At 68.4% G+C, this 21,053-nt stretch carries 19 protein-coding genes; 10 read left to right on the top strand and 9 right to left on the bottom strand.

Annotated features, from left to right (window positions below):
• Nucleotides 1-116: 116 nt before the first annotated feature.
• The 5 genes from ACVTJA_RS21145 to ACVTJA_RS21125 all read left to right on the top strand — a co-directional run bounded on the left by ACVTJA_RS21145 (nt 117) and on the right by ACVTJA_RS21125 (nt 5,339).
• Nucleotides 117-218, top strand: a complete 102-nt coding sequence (locus ACVTJA_RS21145; RefSeq protein ID WP_465838680.1) for a rubredoxin — start codon at nt 117-119, stop codon at nt 216-218.
• Nucleotides 219-340: 122 nt separating this feature from the next.
• Nucleotides 341-1,975 carry a fumarate hydratase gene (locus tag ACVTJA_RS21140; RefSeq protein ID WP_465838678.1) on the top strand — a complete coding sequence of 545 codons (1,635 nt, stop codon included), beginning with the start codon at nt 341-343 and terminating at the stop codon, nt 1,973-1,975.
• Nucleotides 1,976-1,982: 7 nt separating this feature from the next.
• On the top strand, nt 1,983-2,462 hold the full coding sequence (locus tag ACVTJA_RS21135; RefSeq protein WP_465838676.1) for a GNAT family N-acetyltransferase: 480 nt from the start codon (nt 1,983-1,985) through the stop codon (nt 2,460-2,462).
• Nucleotides 2,463-2,465: 3 nt separating this feature from the next.
• Complete coding sequence (locus ACVTJA_RS21130) at nt 2,466-2,768, top strand: hypothetical protein (RefSeq protein WP_465838673.1); 303 nt, start codon at nt 2,466-2,468, stop codon at nt 2,766-2,768.
• 297 nt (nt 2,769-3,065) lie between these two features.
• Nucleotides 3,066-5,339: a hypothetical protein gene (locus ACVTJA_RS21125; protein WP_465838671.1), complete on the top strand. Its 2,274-nt coding sequence runs from the start codon at nt 3,066-3,068 to the stop codon at nt 5,337-5,339.
• 51 nt (nt 5,340-5,390) lie between these two features.
• On the opposite strand, the gene ACVTJA_RS21120 is transcribed toward ACVTJA_RS21125, so the two are convergent.
• From ACVTJA_RS21120 to ACVTJA_RS21110, 3 genes are all read right to left on the bottom strand, one after another.
• The gene (locus ACVTJA_RS21120; protein ID WP_465838669.1) at nt 5,391-5,858 is read right to left on the bottom strand and encodes a tetratricopeptide repeat protein; all 468 of its coding nucleotides are present in this window, start codon (nt 5,856-5,858) and stop codon (nt 5,391-5,393) included.
• Between the two features lie 11 nt (nt 5,859-5,869).
• Nucleotides 5,870-6,436: a hypothetical protein gene (locus ACVTJA_RS21115; protein WP_465838667.1), complete on the bottom strand. Its 567-nt coding sequence runs from the start codon at nt 6,434-6,436 to the stop codon at nt 5,870-5,872.
• A 340-nt stretch (nt 6,437-6,776) separates the two neighbouring features.
• Nucleotides 6,777-7,568, bottom strand: a complete 792-nt coding sequence (locus ACVTJA_RS21110; RefSeq protein ID WP_465838666.1) for an SDR family NAD(P)-dependent oxidoreductase — start codon at nt 7,566-7,568, stop codon at nt 6,777-6,779.
• 126 nt (nt 7,569-7,694) lie between these two features.
• On the opposite strand from ACVTJA_RS21110, the gene ACVTJA_RS21105 reads away from it, so the two are divergent.
• From ACVTJA_RS21105 to ACVTJA_RS21095, 3 genes are all read left to right on the top strand, one after another.
• The gene (locus ACVTJA_RS21105; protein ID WP_465838664.1) at nt 7,695-8,606 is read left to right on the top strand and encodes a LysR family transcriptional regulator; all 912 of its coding nucleotides are present in this window, start codon (nt 7,695-7,697) and stop codon (nt 8,604-8,606) included.
• A gap of 191 nt (nt 8,607-8,797) precedes the next feature.
• Nucleotides 8,798-10,153, top strand: coding sequence for a family 16 glycosylhydrolase (locus tag ACVTJA_RS21100; protein ID WP_465838663.1), 1,356 nt, complete (start codon nt 8,798-8,800; stop codon nt 10,151-10,153).
• A gap of 327 nt (nt 10,154-10,480) precedes the next feature.
• The gene (locus ACVTJA_RS21095) at nt 10,481-11,884 is read left to right on the top strand and encodes a spinster family MFS transporter (protein ID WP_465838661.1); all 1,404 of its coding nucleotides are present in this window, start codon (nt 10,481-10,483) and stop codon (nt 11,882-11,884) included.
• Nucleotides 11,885-12,015: 131 nt separating this feature from the next.
• Here ACVTJA_RS21095 and ACVTJA_RS21090 read toward each other — a convergent pair whose 3' ends face one another.
• Together ACVTJA_RS21090 and ACVTJA_RS21085 are read right to left on the bottom strand one after the other, a co-directional pair.
• The gene (locus ACVTJA_RS21090) at nt 12,016-12,333 is read right to left on the bottom strand and encodes an EamA family transporter (RefSeq protein ID WP_465838660.1); all 318 of its coding nucleotides are present in this window, start codon (nt 12,331-12,333) and stop codon (nt 12,016-12,018) included.
• Nucleotides 12,239-13,162 (bottom strand): PucR family transcriptional regulator, encoded by a 924-nt coding sequence (locus ACVTJA_RS21085; RefSeq protein WP_465838658.1) that lies wholly within the window; start codon nt 13,160-13,162, stop codon nt 12,239-12,241. The genes ACVTJA_RS21090 and ACVTJA_RS21085 overlap by 95 nt, the downstream gene beginning before the upstream one ends.
• Before the next feature lie 134 nt (nt 13,163-13,296).
• Between ACVTJA_RS21085 and ACVTJA_RS21080 the strand changes: the two genes are divergently transcribed.
• On the top strand, nt 13,297-14,820 hold the full coding sequence (locus ACVTJA_RS21080) for a flavin-containing monooxygenase (RefSeq protein WP_465838656.1): 1,524 nt from the start codon (nt 13,297-13,299) through the stop codon (nt 14,818-14,820).
• Nucleotides 14,817-15,773 (top strand): alpha/beta fold hydrolase, encoded by a 957-nt coding sequence (locus ACVTJA_RS21075; protein WP_465838654.1) that lies wholly within the window; start codon nt 14,817-14,819, stop codon nt 15,771-15,773. The genes ACVTJA_RS21080 and ACVTJA_RS21075 overlap by 4 nt, the downstream gene beginning before the upstream one ends.
• 18 nt (nt 15,774-15,791) lie before the next feature.
• Here the strand turns inward: ACVTJA_RS21075 and ACVTJA_RS21070 are convergent, their stop codons facing one another.
• From ACVTJA_RS21070 to ACVTJA_RS21055, 4 genes are all read right to left on the bottom strand, one after another.
• Complete coding sequence (locus ACVTJA_RS21070) at nt 15,792-16,469, bottom strand: siderophore-interacting protein (protein WP_465838652.1); 678 nt, start codon at nt 16,467-16,469, stop codon at nt 15,792-15,794.
• 168 nt (nt 16,470-16,637) lie between these two features.
• Nucleotides 16,638-17,210 carry a PadR family transcriptional regulator gene (locus ACVTJA_RS21065; RefSeq protein WP_465838650.1) on the bottom strand — a complete coding sequence of 191 codons (573 nt, stop codon included), beginning with the start codon at nt 17,208-17,210 and terminating at the stop codon, nt 16,638-16,640.
• A 119-nt stretch (nt 17,211-17,329) separates the two neighbouring features.
• Nucleotides 17,330-17,545 (bottom strand): hypothetical protein, encoded by a 216-nt coding sequence (locus tag ACVTJA_RS21060; protein WP_465838648.1) that lies wholly within the window; start codon nt 17,543-17,545, stop codon nt 17,330-17,332.
• 118 nt (nt 17,546-17,663) lie between these two features.
• Complete coding sequence (locus ACVTJA_RS21055; RefSeq protein WP_465838646.1) at nt 17,664-20,981, bottom strand: C45 family autoproteolytic acyltransferase/hydolase; 3,318 nt, start codon at nt 20,979-20,981, stop codon at nt 17,664-17,666.
• Nucleotides 20,982-21,053 lie beyond the last annotated feature (72 nt).

Genomic DNA, 21,053 nt, shown 5'->3' with positions numbered 1-21,053 from the left:
CGGGGGGCTACAGCATCTCACAACCGGGCCACATCGCGAGTTGTCCGCCACCCGGGCTGGCGGCCAGCCGACCCTCCGCCCCCCTTCCCGCCCCCGTCCGGCGTTATCCTCCGGACATGTCCAAGCGCTACCGCTGCCTGGCGTGTAACCACATCTACGACCCCGCGGAGGGGGACCCCACCTCGGGAATCGCGCCGGGGACGGCCTTCGAGGACTGACGCGTCCCCCACCCCCGCTTTTGGCTCCCATCGGGAGAGGTTTTCGGCTCCACCCGCCGGCCCTCCCCGAGCAGGCGCCTTCCGCTACCCACCGACGCGCCAACGGCGCTACGCCTACGCATATGAACGACTTCCAGTTCCAGGAAATGCTCCCGCTGGGCAAGGACGAGACGCCCTACAAGCTCCTCACGAAGGACCACGTCTCCACGTTCGAGGCCGCCGGCCGCACCTTCATCCAGGTGGAGCCCGAGGGCCTCACGCTCCTCACCCGCCAGGCCATGCGCGACATCGCGCACCTGTTGCGCCCCGGCCACCTCGGCCAGCTCGCGAACATCCTCAAGGACCCCGAGGCCTCCGCCAATGACCGCTTCGTGGCGCTGGAGCTCCTGAAGAACGCCAACATCGCCGCCGGCGGCGTGCTGCCCTCGTGCCAGGACACGGGCACCGCCATCGTCATGGGCAAGAAGGGCCAGTACGTCCTCACCCGCGGCAACGACGAGGAGGCGATTTCGCGCGGCGTGTTCGACACGTACCGCACGTCGAACCTGCGCTACTCGCAGATGGCGCCGCTCGACATGTACAAGGAGGTCAACACCAACAACAACCTCCCCGCGCAGATCGAGCTCTACGCCACCGAGGGCGACGCCTACAAATTCCTCTTCATGGCCAAGGGCGGTGGCTCGGCGAACAAGAGCTACCTGTTCCAGGAGACCAAGGCGCTGCTCAACCCGCAGAGCCTGCTGTCCTTCCTCGACGCGAAGATTCGCTCGCTGGGCACCGCCGCGTGTCCGCCGTACCACCTGGCCATCGTCGTGGGTGGCACCTCCGCCGAGTACGCGCTGAAGGTCGCCAAGTACGCCTCCGCGCGCTACCTGGACACGCTGCCCCGCGAGGGCAACAACCAGGGCCGCGGCTTCCGCGACGTGGAGCTGGAGCAGGAGGTGCTCAAGCTCACGCAGCGCACCGGTATCGGCGCGCAGTTCGGCGGCAAGTACTTCTGCCATGACGTGCGCGTCATCCGCCTGCCCCGCCACGGCGCCTCGTGCCCGGTGGCCATCGCCGTGTCGTGCTCGGCGGACCGGCAGGTGCTGGGGAAGATTACGCGCGACGGCATCTACCTGGAGCAGTTGGAGGCGGACCCGGCGAAGTACCTGCCGGAGACGACGGCGGCGGACCTCGAGGGCGAGGTGGTGAAGATCGACCTCAACCGCCCCATGAGCGAGATTCGCGCCGAGCTGTCCCGCTACCCCATCAAGACGCGCCTGTCCCTCTCCGGGCCCATGGTGGTGGCGCGCGACATCGCCCACGCGAAGCTCAAGGAGCGCCTCGACGCGGGCCAGGGCATGCCGCAGTACATGAAGGACTACATGGTCTACTACGCCGGCCCGGCGAAGACGCCCGAGGGCATGGCGTCCGGCTCATTCGGCCCGACGACGGCGGGCCGCATGGACGCCTACGTGGACCAGTTCCAGGCCGAGGGCGGCAGCTTCGTGATGCTGGCCAAGGGCAACCGCTCGCCCGCCGTCACCGAGGCGTGCAAGAAGCACGGCGGCTTCTACCTCGGCTCCATTGGCGGCCCGGCGGCCCGGCTGGCGCAGGACTGCATCAAGAAGGTGGAGGTCCTCGAGTACAAGGAGCTGGGAATGGAGGCCGTGTGGAAGATCGACGTGGTCGACTTCCCCGCCTTCATCGTCGTGGACGACAAGGGCAACGACTTCTTCGCCAACATCAACAAGCCCACGGCGAAGAAGGCCTGAGTCCGGCATGCGGCCCGAGGTCGTCACCTGGGACGCGCGCTACCGCGAGGACTTCGCGAGGCTCAACCGCGCGTGGATCGAGCACCACTTCAAGCTCGAGCCCGCGGACCTGGAGAGCTTCGCGGACCCTCACGGGACCTTTGTCGCCAGCGGAGGCGAGGTGTTCTTCGCCCTCGTGGACGGCAGGGTGCTGGGCACGTGCGCGCTGCGGCGGGAGCCGGAGGACGGTGACACCTACGAGCTGTGCAAGATGGCGGTGGACCCCGAGGCTCGTGGCCTGGGGCTCGGGGATGTGTTGATGGAGGCCGTGCTCCGCTTCGCCCGGGAGCGGAGCGCGCGCCGGGTGTACCTCGTGTCGAACACGAAGCTCGGGCCCGCGCTCGGGCTGTACCGCAAGCACGGCTTCGTCACCGTGCGCGAGGGCGAAGCGGTGTCACGCGAGGCGGGCTACGCCAGGGCGGACATCGAGATGGAGCGGCGGTTCTGAACCGTGCTCCGCTTCAATCACGCGCACGGTGTGGCGCCCTACAACGGGTGCTCGCCGTCGGGAACCTTCGAGGGCGACGCCGGGACCACCGTCCTCTCCCGTGCGCTGCAGCAGTCGGGTCAGGTGACGTTCATTCCCGCGAAGCTCGTGCTCGACCACATGGTGTCGACGCCGGGCCTGAAGGAGGAGCTCGGCACCTCGACGCCGGCCGTCGTCACCGGGCTTGCGGTGCCGGCCGATGGAGGGACCTCCCTGAGCGACCACAACCCGGTGCGGCTCGAGCTCACCTTCTCCGAGCAGCAGTGACCCGGGCCCCGGGGGCGGGCGCTCAGGGTTGGACGTGCATTCCGGGCGTACGTGAAGGGAGCTGCGCTCTCAGCGAGCCATGAGGCAGGAGCGCAGCCCAAAGGGCGGGCACGGCCCACGACACCGGCGCGGCGCACGGCCTTGCTGGCCCCAGCCGCCCACACACGAGGGATGTTTTCACAATGCGTCCTACCGAACGTCCTGCGGGATATGCTCGAAAGCATGTCAATCGCGGGTCCCTTCACATTTCCACTGGTCGATGACTCGGGTCTGGACCTCACACAGAATTCGCTCCGCGTGCTGGGCTTCAGCGTGGCCTCGCAGCTGTTCCTGCAGCCCGACACCGCGACGACGCTGAAGTGGGGCCCCTTCCCCACGGCGCTGACGATGCAGGCGGCGCTCACCAGCGGTGGGAATACCGTGACGTGGGCCGGCGGCCTGCCGCCATTCACCGCCGTCTCCCTCGGCGCCCAGGTCAGCGGCACGGGGATACCAACCGGGACGACGGTCACAGGCATCAGCGTGACAGTCACGCTCTCCAACCCGGCCACCGGCACCGTCTCGACGCCATTGACCATCGGCGCGCAGGTCATGGTGGGCGGTACGGCCACCGCCGGCTCAGCCACCATCACCGGCCTGGCGCCGCCGCCATCGACCAGCAACCTCCGCGTCGGCCAGCTCGTCACTGGAAGCGGGATTCCCGCCGGCACCACGCTGTCGGCGATCAACTCGGCGAGCCAGATTACGCTCTCGCTGGCCGCGTCGGCGAGCGCCTCGTACTCCGGCACCAGCCCGCTGACGTTCTCGGTGCAGCTCCCGGGCGCGCTCACAAGCGGCAGCACCTCGGCCACCTTCTCGGGCCTGACCTCGACCAGCCAGCTCGCCATTGGCGCCGCTGTCACCGGCGCGACCCAGCTTCCCTCCGGGACTCTCATCTCGAGTATCGACAGCGTCGTCCTCACGCTCTCGAACGCGGCCACTGCGAGCGGCACCAATAACCTGACATTCACCCAGGGGCAGTCAGGCACGCTCAGCTCCGGCAGCCCTTCAATTACAGGCCTGACATCCACCAACAACCTGGGGGTCGGCTATCCCATCACCGGTCCCGGCATTCCCGGCGGCACCACCATCACGCAGATCAACTCGGCGTCGGAGATCACGCTCTCGAACCCGGTCACTCAATCGGGCTCGCAGTCGCTGACCCTGCCCCCGCCGTCAGGTATCATCCCGAGCTTCGACATCCATCAGTACACGTCGTTCGGCTTCGACCCCTCCACCCAGGCAGCGGGGCTCAACGGCGCGCGCATCTACTTCTTCGTCGTCCCGAGCAGCTGGCCGGCCGCGGCCACGCAACCCGGCCTGGTTGGCTTTCCCACCAACCCGCCCGGGTTTCCCTATGCGTGGTCGGCGACGGGCTTCGGCGTCATGCAGCCCAACAACCCGCCCAATTCACCGTCGCTCACGAGCAGCTACCCGCCGTTCGCCATCTCCGAACCGACGATTGACCCCGCCTCCAGCGGCGGCAACCTGCACATCGACGTGCAGACCGTCGATGGCTTCACGTTCCCCCTCTCGCTCACGCTGCAGGACGCCAACAAGAACCCGCTGGGACAGGTCGGCCAGCCCGTGCCGAGCAACGGCGTTGACCGGGCCGCCATCATCACCGCGTTCCAGAACACGTTCCCCGCGGGCAACTCGTACTCGGTATTGCTGTATGGGAATTCCGACGACATCAATGGCCAATATCCGGGAATCCTGAACCCGGGGGCCTATCTCGCCAACAGCGAGAACTCCCAGAGCCCGCTCAACTCCATCTGGGACACGACGCTCCAGACACTGTTCACCGGCATCACATCGCTGAACATGATTGGCGACGACCAGGCGTATTACCGGGGCACGCCGACGACGGTGAACGGGAGCAATGTCCTGGAGTTCATCGGCTACACGGACGCGGCGATGACGCAGCCGAACGGGAACACGTTTCATATCTACAGCCCGCTCACGCCCGATTCAGCAGCCCCGAACATCCAGCTGGGCGCCGGGTATCAGGTCTTCGCCAACGACGGCGTGTTCAACGATGCATCGGGCAACGTCCTCGTCGCGCAGAACAGCTCGACGAGCCCCACACCAGTGCAGGTCGCGCTGGGCCTGCAGCGAGACATCGTGAGCGCCTTGAACCGCGGCATCGCGCTGAAGGCGCCGACCGGCTCCGCCAACCGCACCGCGGGCGACACCTCCTACTACTGGGGCACAGAGAGCAACTGGTATCCGCTCGAGCTCAGCGACACCGGTACGAGCCAGGTGCAGAACCAGTTCTCACTGTTCATGCACACCGCGCAGGTGACGAACGCGCAGAAGAACGACGTCCCCATCTTCACGCAGCCTCCGGAGCCCGTCGCCACGCCGCAGGGCCTCGTGATGAGCCAGGCCTACGGCTTCGCCTTCGACGAGAGCCCGGTCCACGCCCCGTCGAACCTCCAGAATCAGCCCACCGTGCCCTCCAAGTTCGACCCCACTCCCGCCGGCACCTCAATCGTCACCATCACCCTCGGGCCCTGGACCGGCGGCTAGGCATGCCAGGCCGGCCCCGGGCACATACGCGCCCGGGGGCCTGGAGTCGGGTCAGCGAGCCACCGCCTCACGCGCGAGCGACATCGCCTCCAGCAGCTCCCGCGCCCGGCGCCCGGCGCGCGTCCGGCCCTCAGGGTCCGCTTCCGCCGCGCGGGCGAGGTCCTCCCGCCCACCCAGGTCACCGGCGCGCAGGCGCAGCTCGCCACGGTTCGACAGTGCCACGGGGTGGCGGGGGCTCAGCGCCAGCGCCGCGTCATAGGAAGCCCGAGCGTCTTCGCCGCGCCCCAGTCGCTGGTATACCGTCCCCAGCGCCGCATGGGCCCCGGCGTCCTTCGGGTTGGTGGCCACCAGTCCCTTGAAGAGGAGGCGGGCCTCCTCCAGCCGCCCCGCCGCGGACAGCTCGCAGCCGACCTGGGCGATGGCTCGCGCATCCTCGGAGGTGATGCCCTGGAGCTGCGCCAGCGTCACCTCGCCCCGCACGACAGCCGCGAGCCGGGAGCGGACCGCTTCCACGTTCACGTCCGCCGCGCTCACTTCAGGACCCCCAGCAGCGAGGTGAGCGAACCCGAGCCGGAGCCCAGCATCGAGAGCAGCCCGCCCATCTTCGACTGATCTCCCAGCAGGCCCTCCGCCTTCTTCCCGTCCTCGCCGCCGAGCAACCCCGACAGCCCGCCGCCACCTCCGCCCAGGAGCCCTCCCAGGAGCCCCCCGCCACCGCCCCCCAGCAGGCCCAGCGGATCCCCCAGGTTGATGCCGGGGAACAGGCCGAGCGGGTCCCCCAGCTTCGCCAGCAGGCCGGACAGCCCTCCACCGCCCTGCGCCGGGGCGCTCGCGGCGGCCTGCTGAGTCTTCACGTCCGCATACCCTTCAGCGCCGTACGGCCCGTCCAGCAGCTCGGTATGCGCCGCCTCGCGGTGCGACAGAGCGCGGGACGGCGCGGCCTCCACCGCGTTTCCACCGCCGCCGAGCCCTCCCTTGAGGAGGCTTCCCGCCGGGTCCAGCCCCAGGGCGTGGCCCACGCTTCCGGTACCGATACTGTCGAGCGGATTCCCGCTCGTGAAGGATGCCGTCAGGCCTCCGAGGAGTTTGTCGAGCATGTTCGCTTCTCCAGCGGCGTGGGTGCAGGGAAGGCGCGACGCCGCGGCGCGAAGCCACGTCCTGCACGCGCGACACCAGCCAGGACGCGAGGGGAGTTGAAGGATTCCAAGCCCTTGCGCGTGGCTTTGCACCCCACCCCGTCCACGGGGCGGACAGACCGTCCAGCCCGTGAGAGGGCTCGGGGCGCCGGCTGAGCGATACCCGCTTCGGTGGAGACAGGTCGAGTCCACTCGAGGCAGGCCGCTCTCCACCTTGCTCGCCGCCACCAGCGGTGTGCTGAGCGAGAAGGCGCGAAGCGGCAGCCCGGCAAGCCCCTGGCCGGGCTGCGCCATACCCTCTTCAGCTGATGGTGGTGACGAGGCCTCCCTCGGCACGGAGCACCGCGCCGTTCGTCGCGGCGGACAGGGGGCTGGCCAGATAGGCGACCAGGCTGGCGATCTCCCCCGGATCGATCATCCGCTGCAGAAGTGAGGCCGACCGGTGCTTCGCGAAGAACTCGGCGACGATTTTGTCGGCCGGGGCCTCGGGCTCACTGGAGACGCTGCGCAGGAAGTCGACGATGCCCTCCGAGTGCGTGGGCCCCGGCAGCACCGAATTGACCGTCACCTTCGTGCCCTTCGTCAGGTTGGCGAGTCCCCGCGAGATGGAGAGCTGCGCCGTCTTGGTCGTCGCGTAGTGGATCATGTCCGGAGGAATGGTGAGCGCGGACTCGCTGGAGATGAAGATGATGCGTCCCCAGTTGCGCTTCAGCATGCCCGGGAAGTAGGCCCGCGATAGCCGCACGCCGCTCATCACATTGATGTCGATATAGGAAAGCCAGTCGGCATCGGAGATCTCCGCGAAGGGCCTGCTTTCGTAGATGCCCAGGTTGTTGACGAGAATGTCGACGTCGCTCGCGTCCTTCTGAATCAAGGCCGCGCCCTCGGCGGTCGCCGCATCCGCCAGCACGCCGCGGATGTGCTTGCCACCAGACGAGCGGATGTCTTCCACCGCCTGGTCGAGCTTGGCCCGCGTGCGACCGGTGATGAGGACCTCGGCGCCCTCGACCGCCAGCGTCCGAGCAATCTCGAGGCCGATGCCGGCCGTGGCGCCAGTCACCAGCGCGGTCTTCTTGTTCAATTGCAGGTCCATGAGAGCTCCCAGGCGGCGTTGAGGAAGGGGCTGCGTGAGCCATGCCGCGATGCAGACGGAATAACCCTTGCGTGCCAGGATGAACATTCACAGGATGGTCTCAATACTTGTGAATGGGATTCACGAATGACGCGCATCCTCATGGAGCGCTCCGGCGAATTGGAGGTCTTCCTGCGGGTGGTGCAGGAGGGAGGATTCTCCGCGGCCGCCAGGAGCGTGGGCCTCACGCCCTCGGCGGTCAGCAAGCTCATCACCCGGCTGGAGACCCGGCTTGGCGCCCGCCTCTTCATGCGGACGACCCGCGCGCTGAGCCTCACTGAAGAAGGCGAGGCCTACTACCGGACGGGACAGCGCATTCTGCAGGAGTTGAACGACGCCGAGCAGGCCGCCGCCGCGGGCGCGGTGAGGGGCCGCCTGCGCGTCAACGCGTCGATTCCTTTTGGCACCCAGTTCGTCGTCCCCGCCATCCCCGCCTTCCTCACGCGCCACCCCGACGTCATCGTCGACCTCAGCTTGACCGATGACGTGGTCGACCTGCTCGCCCAGAAGACCGATGTCGCCATTCGCACGGGCGACCTGCCCGACAGCGCGCTGCTCGCGCACAAGCTCGGGCAGAGCCGCCGCGTCGTCTGCGCCTCACCCTCCTATCTCCAGCGCAAGGGCACGCCGAAGACGCCAGCCGAGCTTCGACACCACGACTGCCTGACCTTCAACTTCCGGCGCGCCCGCAGAGGCTGGCCCTTCCGGGAGGCGGGCGGCATCACCCAACAGGTCGTCGCGGGAAGCGTGCAGGTGAACAATGGAGAGACCCTGAAGCAGATGCTCCTGAACGGGGTGGGCATCGGACGCTTGGGCCTGTGGCACGTGGCCGCGGAGCTCAAGGCTGGCCGCCTCGTCCCCCTGCTGGAGAAATACAATCCGGGCGACCTGGAGCTGATCCACGCCGTCCATGTCGGAGGCGGGCAGGTCCCGCACCGCGTGCGTGCCTTCATCCGCCACATGGTGGACACGATGAAGGCCTCACCGTTGGCGGGTTAGACGCGCTCCAGGCCTCGCGCATTTCAGTCCAGACACGGACCGGATTTAATTGGCTCATTGATTCCGACCTGCGACTGAAAAACCGCAATGACATAGGAAGATGAGCAATGTTTGCATCTCATGTGTATGTGATGACGCCTCTCGCATGAGCGTGAATCCATGCGGGCCTCCCCTTCTTGCTCGAGGAACTCATGAGTCATCACATCACGACACGGCGTCGAAGCTGGGTGAGCTTGTTCTGCACGGCCACCCTCGTCACGGGGACAGGGCCAGGCTGCGCGGACGACGTGGGGCGCGAGGAGGAGCCCTCCTCGTCCGAGGCGCGGCTCTCTCTGCCGCCGGGCAACTTCCTGCCCAATCCCTCCTTCGAGTCCGGCCTCACCGGCTGGTCGAGCTGGCAGGGCTCGCTGAGCCGAGTGGCCCCCGCGTCGGCGCCGGATGGCGCCTATGTCGCCCGCGTCGCGAGGACGGCGGGAGACATGTACTCGCTGGATGATTCACCGGACGCGGTGGCGTCCACGGCGGTGGGCACCGTCTACCGGGCGTCGGCCTGGGTCGCGGCTGGAAACACCGGCACGGTGGGCAAGCCCGCGGTGCTGGTGGTCCGCGAGCGCAATGCCTCGGGTACCACGGTGGGCTACGCGGAGGCCCAGGTGTCGTTGACCACGGCCTTCCAGCGCCTGACGGTCGACGCCACCGTGCAGCAGTCGGGCAACACGCTGGACGTGTATGTCCTTCAGTCCAGCGCGACGTCGGGCAACGTCTTCCTCGCGGACGCGCTGACGCTGGAGGTGGTTCCGCCGACGACGCCGGGCGAGCCGAGCAACCTGCTGTGGAGCGACGAGTTCGACGGCCCTGCGGGAAGCCTGCCGAATCCGCAGGTGTGGGAGCCCGAAACGGGCGGCATGTGGGACAACGGGCGGACGCTCCAGCAATACACGGCGCGCCCGCGGAACGTGCAGCTCGACGGCAGCGGCCATCTGAAAATCATCGCCCTGCGCGAGCGCTACACGGGGGAGGACGGCGTGCCGCGCGACTACACGTCCGCGAGAATCCACACGCAGGGCCGCATGGAGCGCCAATACGGCTACGTCGAGGTGCGGCTCAAGGCGCCGGTGGGGGCGGGCACCTGGCCTGCTGCGTGGATGATGGGCTCCACGGGTGAGTGGCCCGCCAATGGCGAGCTCGACCTCTTCGAGGGCGAGGGGACACTGCCCACGCTGGCGCACGGCACCATCCACGCGCCCGGCATCGCCTATGGCTGGGACCCGCCCGGCCAGGTGGACTACGCCCCGGCGCGCGTGGGCGATGCGTGGCACACCTTCGGCATGTATTGGGATGCCAACCGCGTGGAGTGGTACGCGGACCGCATCAAGCGCTTCACCTTCACGCGAGGCAGCATGGGGACGTGGGTCTTCGACCGGCCCAACTACCTGCTGCTCAACCTCGCGCTGGGAGACCTGGGCGGAGACCCGTCGAGCACCGTGTTCCCGCAGGTGCTCGAGGTGGACTACGTGCGCTGGTATGCCAACGCGCCGGCGAACTGAACGGCGCCGCGCCAGAGTGGGCCCGACTCAATCAACCGAGGTGTGACTCAGGGGCCAGGGCTCCAGAATGGCGCGCCCCTGTCGGGTGCTGCCAGGTACGCCAGCATCCGGCGCCAGCCTTCACACCTCGCGCAGACGCACACGTCCAGCGAGAAACTCCCGCGCAGCAGCCCCTCCGGAGGGAGGGGGGAACCGACGCGCCGTTCGTGACAAGCTCGCGGCACGAGCTCGTCCCGAGACTCTCTTCACGACATGGGAGCTCCGCAGGCGGTCTTCCGACACAGGCGGTTCATCGACACCGGGTAGCCGGACTCTCCGGGAGGTCCCATGGGCGATGTCGTAAACGGGCAGGCAGTCAACGCAAGCAGGGTGCTCCTCCTGCTCTTCCTCGCCAACCTGCTGAACTTCTACGACCGCACCATCCCCGCCATCATCATCGAGCCGTTGCGGAAGCAGTACGCGCTGAGTGACCTGGAACTGGGGCTCGTCTCCGCCGCCTTCACCCTCGTGTATGCCATTGCGGGCATCCCGCTCGGGAAGATGGCGGACACGGGCGCGCGGCGGAAGGTGCTCGGCTGGGGCCTGCTCGTGTGGAGTGCCTTCACGGGGCTCAACGCCCTGGCGTGGAACTACGGGTCCTTCTTCCTCCTGCGGCTGGGCGTGGGCGTGGGCGAGGCCAGCTACGCCCCGGCGGCCGGCTCGCTCATCGCCGACCTGTACCCCGCGAACCGGAGGGCGCGCGCCACGGGCATCTACATGCTGGGGCTGCCGGTGGGACTGGTCCTCGCCTTCTTCACCGTGGGCAGCATGGTGGCGGCCTTCGACTCGTGGCGGGCGCCCTTCTTCATCGCGGCGATTCCGGGGGTGATGCTGGCGCTCTTCCTGTTCCGCATCCAGGAACCGGAGCGCGGGGCGCACGAGGTGGCGCGCGGCTCACAGCAACCGGTGGCGCAGCCCATCCGCACGCTGCTGCGCATCCGCACGCTCCTCTGGCTGACGCTCTCGGGAGTGACGTGCAACTTCGCGACGTACGCGGGCAACGGCTTCCTGGTGCCGCTGCTGCAGCGCTACTTCGGTCTGTCCCTGGTGAAGGCGGCGGTGGTGACCGGCTGCATCACCGGTGTCACCGGGCTCGTGGGGCTGACGCTCGGTGGTGCGATGGCAGACCGGTTGCACTCGAGGTCGGAGCGGGGGCGTCTCACCTTCGGGGCTGTCAGCCTGCTCGCGGGCACGCTCGGCACGGGGCTCGCGCTGTTCTTGGGCCAGACGTCAGTGCCTCTGTTCGCCCTGTGCTTCGGGCTGGGTTGGCTGGGCGTCTACAACTTCTACACGAGCGTCTATCCAGCCATTCAAGACGTGGTGGAGCCGCGCCTGAGGGCGCGGGCGGTGGCGGTCTTCTTCGCGGGCGTGTACGTGCTCGGCGGAGCCCTGGGCCCGGCCGTGGTGGGCGGGCTCTCCGACGCATTCACCGTCACGGCGATGCGGGAGGCGGGGACGGGAGAGGTGACGGAGGCCTTCAAGGCGACGGGGCTGCACAGCGCCATGTTCCTCATCCCGGTGATGCTGCTGTTCACCTCGGTGTTCATCTTCCTGGCCTCGCGGAGCTTCGTGGCCGACGCGCGGCGGATGCAGGAAGCGCTGGCGAGACAGGAGGCGGAGGTGGCGAGTGCCCCTCCAGCGGCCTCCCTTCCCGAGCCGGCCAGAAAGGTCGCCGGTCAGAACGCTCCGTGAGTGGCTCGACCCCGCTCGGCGGCAATGCGGGGGAGCATTACGCCATGCCGAAGCTGTCCGGTGCACTCCGGCGCCGGCTCCATGAGCACGAGCCACACTGTCCTACGCGCAACTCGCCAGGTGAGGACCGTCTACGCGCTCTGAATCAACCGCCGGCGCAGCCACGCCTCGCCGCTCACCCATCCGATGCCCGCGAGCACCAGGGCCGCACCCAACACGAAGTTCAGCGTGAGCGGCTCACCGAGGACGAGCACTCCCAACGACACGCCGAACAGCGGCGTCATGAAGGAGAAGACAGCCAGGTTGGAGGCGAAGTAGCGGCGCAGCAGCCAGAACCACGCGAGGTAGCTGGGTTCAGGCGCCCCCCGCCCGCCAGCGCAGCACCTCGAGTGCGACGGCGACCTGCACGCGATTCTGTGCGAGCGGACGCGGGAGGAGCTCCTCGGCACGAGCCAGCCTCCGCAGCAGCGTGTTGCGATGGGTGTGGAGCCGCACCGCCGTGAGAGAGGCATTGCACCCTTCATTGAGGAACGTCAGCAGCGAGCGCCGAAGCTCCGCGTCGGCCGCTTCGAGCGCTCCCAGCGTGTGCTTGACGAACTGGTCCGCGCCCTCTGCGTCCTGGGTCAGCAACGAGACGAGCCGCACGTCGTCGAAGCTGACGACGCGCCGCTCGGAGCCGAGGCGGGCAACCACCGCTGAGTCGTCAGGGCGTCGAGATGGCTCCGGCGAAAGCCCTCGATTCCACGGCCCACCGAGCCCACCGCCATCCGCACGTACGGCGTCTGCCGAATCGCCGTGTGCACCTGCTCGACGATCGATGAACGCGGAGATGGAGCGGGCCGTCACGTCGAGCAACTCGCGCAGCTCGCCGGGGTCCGACGTCAGCTCGAAGGCAATCGACATCCACCGCAGCCAGGCCGCGTTCTGCCCGGTGCGGTAGGTGTGCAGCGCGGACTCGTTCAACCCCCGCCGCACGAGGTCCCGTGCGATGGCGAGCGGCTCGGCGCCAACGTTCGCCGGGACGGGCGCTCCCGGGTCCCGGAGGTTGGCCGCCGCCCAGTGCATGAGGTTCGCGCGATTCGTCCGGCGGGTGGCCGCCGCGAGCACCGGGTCCTCCGCGATGACCCTCATGTGCTCGGTCGACAGCGTCGCCGCGTCCAGCTCATCCATCCACTCCGGAGGCGCGTTCAGGGCCTTCTCCGCCCCTCGCCGGATGAGCTCGCGCACGCGCGCCGACGGGCGCTCCCACTGCCACGTTCCCTTTTCCTGCCGGTGCATTCTGCACCACGGGTAACGAACTTTTGTGCAGCCTGCACCTTGAATCGGGACTTCGGTGTCGCAATGTTTGCGTCGTCGGCACCCCGAGGGGCGGCCTTGGCAGCGCCCCTGCTTGCACATCCACGGAGCCCACCATGTCCCTCACGCGCGTCTCCGCGCCTTCCGAATACGTCGACGTGCTCATCGTCGGCGCGGGCATCTCAGGCATCGGCGCGGCCTGGTATCTCCAGAAGGAGCACCCGGCGAAGTCGTACGCCATCCTCGAGGCGCGCGGCGCGACGGGCGGCACGTGGGATTTGTTCCGCTACCCCGGCATCCGCTCGGACTCCGACCTGCACACGTTCGGCTATGCGTTCAAGCCCTGGGACAAGGACCAGGCCATCGCGAGCGCGGACGCCATCCTCGCCTACCTTCGCGAGACGGCCGCCGAGAATGGCATCGACCGCAAGGTCCGGCTGCACCACAAGGTGCTCGGCGCCTCCTGGTCGAGCGAGGACGCCCGCTGGCTCGTGGACGTCGAGCGCACCGACACGGGCGAGCGCATCGAGTTGAAGTGCCAATGGCTGTTCTGCGCGAGCGGCTACTACCGCTACGACGAGGGCTTCACGCCCCGCTTCGAAGGCACCGGGCAATTCAAGGGGCGCATCGTCCATCCGCAGCACTGGCCCGAGGACCTTGACTACGCCGGCAAGCGCGTCGTCGTCATCGGAAGCGGTGCGACGGCTGTCACGCTCGTGCCCGCGATGGCCCGCGCGGCGGGCCACGTGACGATGCTGCAGCGGACCCCCACGTTCATCATGCCGGTCGCCTCCGAGGATGTGATTGCGAACCTGCTGCGCAAGCTGCTCCCCCGCAAGTGGGCGTACGCGCTCACGCGGCGCAAGAACATCGCCGTGCAGCGGGCCTTCTGGCGGTTCTGCCGGCGCTTCCCTCGCACGGCGCGGCGGCTGATTCGCTACCTCAATGCGAAGTACCTCCCCAAAGGCTATCCGGTGGATGAGCATTTCAATCCGCCGTACGAGCCATGGGACCAGCGGCTATGCATGGTCCCCGACGCGGACCTCTTCAAGGCCATCAGCCAGGGCAACGCGTCGGTCGTCACGGACCGCATCCAGACCTTCACCGAGCGCGGCCTCGTCCTCGAATCGGGGCGTGAGCTCGAAGCCGACATCATCGTGACCGCCACGGGACTGAACCTCCTGCCGCTCGGCGGGATGAACCTGACGGTCGACGGAGCGCCGGTGCACCTGGCTGGCAAGGTGGCCTTCAAGGGCATGATGCTCGACGGTGTCCCGAACCTCGCGCTCGCGGTCGGCTACACCAACTCGTCGTGGACGCTGAAGATTGGCCTGCTCTGTGAGCACTTCTGCCGCCTGCTCTCGTACATGGATGCGAACGGCCACTCCATCTGCCGGCCCGAGTTGAGCGATGCGTCCATGCCGACGCGGCCGCTGCTCGACTTCGGAGCGGGGTACGTGAAGCGCTCCATCAGCGAGCTTCCACGTCAGGGCATGCAGGCCCCCTGGCTGATGTCGATGGACTACTATTCCGACGTCAAGCTCCTGAAGGAGGACTCGGTGGAGGACCCGAACCTGCGCTTCTCTTCACACGTCCGCGACGTCGTCGCGTCCGAGCCGAAGGTCGCGGTAGCGGTATGAGCACCGTGCCGCTCGCCATTGCCGACGCTCCAGGGGAGGACCGCTTCTGCGACCTGCCCCATGGCATCCGCCTCTGCTTCCGCACCTGGGGAAGAGAAACGGACGAGCCACTGCTCCTGCTGGCCGGGCTCGGGCTCCACCTGACCTCGTGGCCGAAGGCCATGATTGACGCACTCGTGCACCGGGGCTTCTACGTCGTCGCGTTCGACAACCGCGACGTGGGCCGCTCATCGCGTGCGCAGGTGCCTCCCCCGAGCAAGTTCCAGCAGTTCTTCCGGATTCCCCGGCCCGATGGCTACGACCTGGCCGACATGGCGACCGACACCGTGGGGCTGCTCGACCATCTCGGCATCGCGAGCACGCACCTCGTGGGCATGTCGATGGGCGGCATGATTGCCCAGACGCTCGCGGCGCGGCATGCGGTGCGGGCCCGCTCCCTCACGTCCATCTTCTCCACGACTGGCGCTCGCAGCGTCGGGCAGCCCGCGTTCTCGACCATCCTGCGGCTCGCCAGGAGCCCGGCGAGCACGAGCGAGGAGTCGGTGACGAACTATCTCGGCATCGTCCGCCACATCGCGGCGACAGGCTTTCCGTTCGACGACGCCTCCGTCCGAGCCTACGCCGCGGAAGCGTGGGTGCGCGGCGACGGACGAACGGCCCAGCAAGGTGTCGCGCGGCAGATTGGCGCCATCATGAAATCAGGGGACCGGACGGAAGAGCTTCGACGAATCACGGCGCCGACGCTCGTCATCCACGGGGACACCGACCTCATGGTGCACCCGAGCGGCGGACGCGCGACGGCCGCCGCCATCTCCGGAGCCCGCCACGTCACCATCCCCGGCATGGGCCACTACCTGGCGCATGGGGTCCTCGAACAGCTCGTCGACATGGTGGCCGAACACGCGCGGAGAGGTACGCCGAACGTGGCACGGGCTGAAGGCAGCGGCCGCTGAGCGCGACACCGCGCAACGTCATGCACGATGGCCCGGGGCGCCACCCTCCTCATGTCCGCCCCGGTGCCAGTAGGACGCTGCCTTGATCCAGTCCGCCGGATGCCGGCGCTTCTCGACGAAGTGCGCCCGCACCTCGGAGACGAGCGCGGCCTCGCCAGCAATCCAGACGAAGCCATCCCCCGCCGGAGGCGAGAACCGGGCGAGCGCGCGGAGCAGCAATTCACCGTCCTTCTCGCTCGGGTCCCCGCGTACGACCCACTCCGGCTGCCAGGAGGCCCGAGTCACGAAGCGCTGGGCCTCGCGCTCATTCGCCACGGACACCACGGTCGTCACGGGCACGCCAGGGCGCAGCCCTTCGACCCGGCGGCCAATGGCTGGCAGCGCGCTCTCGTCGCCAATCAGCAGGTACCAGTCGAAGTCATCGGGCACGACGGTCGAGCCTCGCGGCCCGCCAATCTCGAGCGTCTGGCCGACCTGCGCCCCCGCGGCCCATTCCGTCGCGGGCCCGGAGCCATGGAGGGCGAAGTCGATGGTCAGCGTCTTCCCGGCGTTGTCGAAGGCGCGCGGCGTGAAGTCACGCATCACCGGTTCGCCTGTCGCCGCGTCCCGGCCCGAGAAGAACAGCTTGATGTGGTCGTCCGGTGACGGGCTGTTGAAGTCCGCGAGGTCGGGCGACGTGAAACGGATTCGCCGCATGCGGGGTGTCAGGGATTCCACGCCGCTGACGACGAGCCTGCGCCGCCGGAGCTCGTGACGCACGCGAATGATTTGATGAGGCGCGCCCGGTTGGCCGGCGTCGGCCCCATTCCGAGCCATGCTCTTCTCATCCATGGGTGGTTCCTCCGTTGGGAGTTGTGCCAGTGCTCAACTGCGCTCCACGGCCTGCGCCGCCGCATCGAGCGCCGCGGCGATGCGCTCCGCCGCCGTCTGATCAATCGGCCCCTGCTTGAAGCGCAGGCGCATGGCGACCTTGAGGTTCTCCATGGCGCGCACCACCTGCGCGGGCACGGGGTCCGGCCCTCCGGGCGCGGTAGAGCGGATGCGAGCGAGCAGCCCGTCAACGGCCGCGCGGTTGGCGGCGAGGAAGGCCTGTCCCTCCGAGGTGGCGCGGTAGCGCTTGCGCCCGCCTTCCTCGTTCTCGACTTCGGCGTAGCCCATGTCGGCCAGCCAGGCGAGCGTCGGGTAGATAACCCCAGGGCTGGGGCTATAGGCGCCGCCGAGCCGCTCCTCGATGCCCTTGATGAGCTCGTACCCGTGACACGGGCGCTCGGCGAGCATCGCGAGGATGAGGAAGCGCAGCTCCCCATAGTCGAAGAGCCGTCCCCCGCGACCGCCGCCGCGATGATGTCCGTGACGTCCCCTGCGGTGGTGATGCTCGGAGCCGTCGTCCTGATGGAAGAAAGGACGGCCCGGGCCGCCCCAGTGTGGATGTCTCATGCTCCAGATATAGGACGCGATATATCTAGATTCAAGATATATCGAGATACCTATCTAGATGCCTACCTGCCCAGCATGGGGCCAGGAGTTTCGCGGAGTTGGCCTGGTGCTGGACTGCTTCAGACTCCAGGCGGCAGTTCGCCCGTGGGCATGGGCGCGCGCTTCTTCTTGATGATGGAGCGGCGCGGTCCCTTGAGTGCCACGCTCAGCAGCAGGGCCCCGGGGAGCAGCATTCCGATGCCCTGCGAGATGTTGTCGGGCGGGTGCACGACGGCTCCCAGCACCAGCGCGGTGAACAGCAGGCCACAGACCAGCCGGATGACGAGGGAGCTCACACAGGACCTCTATCAGGAGTGTCGCCCAGCCTAAGCACCCGCGCGGCACTGTCCACCCGCGCCCTCGCCTCCCAGGCGGCCCGGTGTGAGGCACGCACCGGGCCGCCCGTTCACCGCGTCACCGCATGAGCATGCCCAGCTTCGGCGCCGGAGGTCCCGGCGGCGTCGCGGGCGGCGGTGCCGGCGGCGGCGCGGGCGGCGGCGTCACCGTCACGTCCTGCGACAGGGACTCCAAATCATGGAAGCCCTTCGCGCTCACGTCATTGCCCTGGAAGCGCGCCCACCCCTGCAGGTTGCGCTGGTACGCACGCGTCATCTGCCAGAGCTGGAGGCCGCTGTTGGCCACGTACAGGTACAGGGACCGCTTCGGGTTCCACGGGTTGGGCAGCGCCATGGCGATGCCGTCATCCGGGCGCCCGTACGTCTTCCCCTGCCAGCGGAAGTAGCGCCGGCCCAGCTCCACCGGGAGCTTCTTCTCCTCGGCCAGCCGCGCCAGCACCGCGTTGTCCTCCGCGCCGCCGAAGAGGACGAGGTCCCGGTCCGCCAGCTCCGCGTCCGTCACCTCGCCGTCCGGCTTCACCGGGGGCAGCACCTCCGTGAAGACGTCCGCCAGCACGTCGCGGTAGCCCAGCGCCAGCGTGCGCATGGACTCCGTCTGCCGCGCGGTGCCGTGCACCAGCAGCAGCTTGTCGAAGGCGTCCGTCTGGTTGCCCAGCACCTGGAAGCGCTCGCGCGGCACGGGGATGTCGTTGGACGCGTTGAACACCACGCGCGCCGGCGCCTCCGCCGTGCGGAAGGTGAACGTCTCGTTCGCGCTCTTCACCTCCACGCGCTCCAGCGTGGAGCCCTTCGCCGTCTTCACCTCCACCAGCGTGACGAAGTGCCACGGCCGCAGGCCCGGCTGCTCCACCTTCAGCGTCGTCTCGTAGCCGTCCTTCACCTGCACGGCGCTCGCGCGGATGCGCGGCTGCGGCAGGCCCGTGCGCTCCAGCCACTGCGCGACGAAGGCACCCACGTCCTTGTTGGTGGCCTCCAGCACCGTGCGCTTGAAGTCCGCCGTGGTGATGTCCTTGTTCGCGTAGCGCGTGTGCACCGCGCCCATCGCCTTGCTGAAGTCCTTGTTGCCCAGCAGCAGCCGGAGCTGGTGCAGCGCGAAGGTGCCCTTGATGCGCGGCAGCATGTACGGGCCGTACTTGCCGTAGTCCGTCTTCGCGTTCACCGGCACCACGTCCTGCTCGCGCGAGGTGAAGAAGAGGAAGCGCGCGTTCAGCTCCGCCAGCGCGTCGCGCTGCTGCTCGAAGGCCTTGTCCGCGCCGTCGGGCAGGTCCTTCAGCAGCTTCCAGTACGCGGCCGTGCCGCTGGACAGCCAGTTGTCACCGTCCGTGGCGGGAAACACCGTGTTGGACCACAGGAGCGACTCGTCGAAGGTGACGGCGTCCTTCACCTTCGCCAGGTCCCGCTTCGGCGCGGCGGGGTCCTCGGGCGCCTTCCACGTCTTGTGCGCCTCCTTCAGCTTGTCCGCGACGACGACGGGGCTGAACGTCGTGTAGCCCAGTGAGAGGTGCGGCGTGGCGCCCGGCAGGTCCGGCATGAAGCGGCTGCCAATCATCTTCTCGCGCAGCGTCGTCTTGCCGTAGTGCGCGAGGAACATCAGCTTCTCGACCATCTCGGACGTCGTCACCTTGCCGTCGCACGCGTGGGGCCGGTTGATGGGCGTGGAGGCCATCATCCGCGTCGCGACGTCCAGGTCGAAGCCCTTGTTGCCGAACTTCGCGTAGTACTCCTGGAAGGCGATGTCGCGGTTCCAGGTGTTGAAGGCCAGGTCCACCGGGGCGTTGTCCGGGTTGGGCACGTACTCCTTGCGCACCTCCGGGTCGCGAGTGTTGTTGTTGGCCCAGATGAAGTCCTTGAGGTTGCCCGGCGTGTCCGCGGCGTTGCCCTTGCTGCCCGTGCGCCACAGCCGCGTCTTCTTCGTGCCGAGCAGGAAGCAGGCGCCCTCGTCCGTCTTCGTGTCCGCCAGCGTCCAGTCGTTGCTGTAGAGGCCGTTGTTGCCGTCCTTCAGGATGCGCGCCACGTCGTCGATGCTGGACGCGTACTGCGCAGCCTTGCGGATGCGGTTGCTCTGCGGCGAGCCGTTCATGTCGAACGGCGTCTGCCCCACCGTCGTCTCGCCGATGACGATGCCCGCCGCGTTGACGTACCAGTCCGCGCCGCTGTGGATGCCACCCGGGAAGGTCTGCATCACGAAGCGGTGCCCCTTCGTCGGCTGCACGTCGAGAATCACGTCCCAGTGGACGCCCGTGTAGCCGTTCCACATGAAAATCTGGCCGATGATGGCGCGGCCGTCCTTCGTCGCGGACTTCGTGGCCACGAACGATGAGCAGTGGTCGCCCTTGCCGGCGCGCTCGGCCTCGTCCTCGGCCTTGAGGAAGGTGCGGCCGGACAGCGGCGTGGCCGTGGCGCGGTTGGCCTCCTCGAGCTGGCCCGCGTCCACCGCGGAGTTGATGGTGACGATGTCCAGCAGGTCCAGCTCGCGGTCCTTGAACTTCGCGCCGGCCTTGTTGGCGCCGTCGGCGATGCCCTTCATCTCCTCCAGGAACTCGGGGTCGTACTTGCGCAGGAAGAGCGCGTCCGCGAGCAGCCGCGCGTGGTTCCAGCCCTTCACCGCGTCCGTCTTGTCCTTCTGGATGCCGAGCTTCTCGATGTACCGGACGATTTCCGCGCCCGTGAGCTCACCGAGCTGCGTGCCGCGCTCGTACGGCTCGCCCTCGACGTGGACATAGATCCACCCGCCGTCGTCATAGCGGAAGCCCTTGCCGGCCCAGCGCACGGACTCCATGGGCACGTAGGCGGTGATGTCGTCCACCTTCTCCACGCGCACGTCGTCGAACCACGCGGTGCCGGTGGCCTTGCCGTTGCGGCCCAGGTGGAGCTGCACGCGGTCCGAGGCCTGCGTGGCGAAGAAGAGCGCCGACACGCGGCTGCCGCCCTCCGCGGCGGGCGCGGGCGTGCAGTTGGTGAAGGGGAAGCTCTTCATCGACATGCAGGCGCCGAGCGCCGTGGGGTAGCGGGCCTGCGGGTCCGCCTGCACGCCGCGCGTGCGCACCCAGGCGCTGAGCCTGTAGAGCTGGCCCACCTGGAGCTTCATCGCCTCGGACTCGACGGTGGTCTCCGCGCCGCCCTGTGGGCTTTCGATGACCAGACCGCGCGCGCCCTCCGCCTTCGTGTCGGACGCGGCGGACACCTTGCCCTGCCCCTTCGCCGTCCAGAAGGCGGGCACCGCCGAGGCGCCGCCGGCCAGCTCGAAGCCGCCGTTGGGCACGGGGACGGGAGTCGGCGGGGACGCGGGCGCCGCCCGGGCGGGCGTGGCCTGGAGCGCGCCCACGAACAGCAGGAGCGCGCCGAGGAGCTTCGACGTCTTGCGGTGGTCGGTCATGAGCAGTCACGTCCCGGACGGTGCCGGGCTTGAGGCTTGGGGGAGCTTGGGGGCGCCATGACACTTCCCCCT

It is taken from the genome of Pyxidicoccus sp. M6 (genome assembly GCF_055568925.1).
Note: the sequence above shows the minus strand (reverse complement) of the source record. Positions and strands in the feature narration are given on the sequence as shown.